This window comes from Mesorhizobium sp. M7D.F.Ca.US.004.03.1.1 (assembly GCF_003998635.1).
Classification (GTDB): domain Bacteria; phylum Pseudomonadota; class Alphaproteobacteria; order Rhizobiales; family Rhizobiaceae; genus Mesorhizobium; species Mesorhizobium loti.
Window position 1 is genome coordinate 1 of the sequence record NZ_RZQG01000905.1, and the last position, 2,315, is coordinate 2,315.

Below are 2,315 nucleotides of genomic sequence, written 5' to 3' on the forward strand. Positions count from 1 at the left end.
GGATGGTACTAGTGCTGCCCTGTCCCGGGAGAATTTCAACATCCAGACCCCCGTCCTTGTAGTAGCCCCGCTCCTTGGCAAGATAAAGCGCGGCGTGATCCGCCCCGGGCAGCCAGTCCAGGCGCACCGAGACTTTCTCAAGTTCCTGCGCCCACGTCGGCGCCGCCGCTGACAATGTAAGAGCAACGCTGCCCAAAAGCAGCACCCTGCGGGTCAGCGCTGAGTATTGAAGTTTCATAGCCATTGGTAGTTCCCCATTTTTTTCTGGTTGCAGACCGCGTTAAGGTGCGGCAAACGTTTCGTATCCGTCTGGTATCCAATCGGTCGACACCGGAAAATAAGCATCGTTTTACCCTCGCCGCAAGCTGATTTTCCACATACGGGCACGCGTTGACGATGCGGATGGATTAACCGGCCTGAATCCGCCGGCAGCGACGAAGGATTAGAAATTGCGCCTTGTTAGTGCACAGGGCAGGCGACGTGCTTGAAGCGTTGACCGTTTCAATGATCTGCTCGGTGCGCGCAAAGCGTTGCAAACAGGGGGCTGCTTTTCGTCGACGTTGTGCGGAATGCCGATTGCCCCGCGGGTCGGCGGCCATACCGTCGCTTTCGATCTGACCGACGGCGAGAACGGCGATTCGCACTTGCCTATCTAGCTCGGGCTTGGCCAGATGAGGATGAAGTTCGAGAAGCCCTTTTTACGCCAACCGCCCAGACATCGACGCGTGCGACAGTGTTGGCGAACGTCTGCACCAGGCGCGCTGCAGAGCGATCGCGGATTGGTCGAACAAGGTCTCGAAACCGCTGGCTTGGCTCAGCCGAGTTGCGAATCGAGAAACAGTGCAAGACCTTGGAACCGCCGGTGGTTTCGGCCCTGCCCGGCTAGCGACCGAAGACGGCGTCCATCACTGTATCCCGCTCGGCCGCGAGATGCTCATCCATGGCCTTGCGCGCCGCCTGCGGACCACCGTTGCGGACAGCGGAAAGGATCGCCTTATGTTCGCTGTGAGCGCGCTCGATGCGCCGGCCCAACTCACCGCCGCTCAGTGCGTGGCTGAGAAGCCTGAAGTCGGCCATGAGCGAGGTGGCAAACCGGTTGCCAGCCATCTCGTCGATGAAGTGGTGGAAGCTCTCATCGGCCTGCCACGCCTCATATCCGGATAGGGGATTACGGGACGATGCAGCCTCTAAGGCGGCCTCTGCGCCACGGATGCGGCTTTCATCAGCCCTGCCCGCTGCAAGGACCGCTGCATCGACTTCGAGGATACGGCGCAGCGCAAGAATCTCCGCGAACCGCTGCAGGTCTATTCCATCGAGGGTCATGACCCCGCTTGGGCTCCTGATGAGTAGACCGTCCGAGAGGAGCCGTCCAATGGCCACACGCAACGGCGTGCGCGACACTCCGACGAGTGAGGCAAGCCGTCTCTCGTTCAGCACCACACCGCGCTGCAGCTTGGCGTCCAGGATCATTTGGAGGAGTCGGGTATAGCCCAAATTGGTTTGGCTGTTCCGCGGTCCTGGCGACTTCTGATCAATCATTAAGCAACTACCCCCAAAAAAGTGTCGTCCAGCTAGCACTTTTTCTCCTTGTGCACGGCATTTGTGCAGCGCCTCGCTGTAAGGCGTTGTAGACAACAGGCTTGGTATACCTGTAGGACACTTTTGGCATGACCGCCGAAGAAAAAGGTGCCGAATGCAATTTGGATCCGATGCAGGTTTGGTAAACCACGGAGAAAGTGCGCTCCTTCGCGACATCGCATACGGACGGGTGCTGTCAATGATAATGAGTGGCGCATTGCCTGCGGGGTCGACCTTGCAGGAGCGGCGACTTGCGGAAGCCTTGGGATTGTCACGCACTCCCATTCGCGAGGCATTGGCGCAACTTAAATCCGAGGGCCTCGTCTGCTTTAATGAAAACCGATCACCAAGTGTGAGCAGGCTTGAAGTGATCGATTTCGTAGAGATACTCAAGGTTCGGAAACTCCTGGAATGTGAAGCGGCGCGCATTGCGGCCGGGCATGGAGTGTCCGCTGAAAAGTTGACCATAGCGCGCGGCGCGATCACCAAGCTTGTACAACAGCCATCGCCCACGACGGTCGAACACTGGAATGCCGATGACCTCGTACACGGCATAATCGCCGAGGCCTCACAGAACCGGCCCCTCGTCAGCAACATACGCGACCTTCGTCGCCGCACGCACATCTTCGACACTCGCGTCATTCCGGATCGGCTGGCGCCAGGTGCGGCCGAGCACCGAGCAATTCTCGATGCGGTGGAACGCCGTGATCCAGACGCTGCAATGGCGGCAATGGGGG

The 2,315-nt window shown here is 59.0% G+C and carries 3 protein-coding genes; 1 reads left to right on the plus strand and 2 read right to left on the minus strand.

Translation table 11 applies throughout. The features are described 5' to 3' along the window. Both EN935_RS31665 and EN935_RS41025 read right to left on the minus strand, forming a co-directional pair. Window positions 1-244 (minus strand): ABC transporter substrate-binding protein (locus EN935_RS31665; RefSeq protein ID WP_164771514.1); only part of this gene is annotated, 244 nt, incomplete at its 3' end. 638 nt (window positions 245-882) lie between these two features. Further along, entirely contained in the window at window positions 883-1,755 is an 873-nt protein-coding gene (locus tag EN935_RS41025) for a GntR family transcriptional regulator (protein ID WP_348629920.1), read from the minus strand. Between EN935_RS41025 and EN935_RS31675 the strand changes: the two genes are divergently transcribed. Next, the coding region (locus EN935_RS31675) for a GntR family transcriptional regulator (RefSeq protein WP_164771516.1) at window positions 1,694-2,315 on the plus strand (622 nt) is incomplete at its 3' end. The genes EN935_RS41025 and EN935_RS31675 overlap by 62 nt on opposite strands.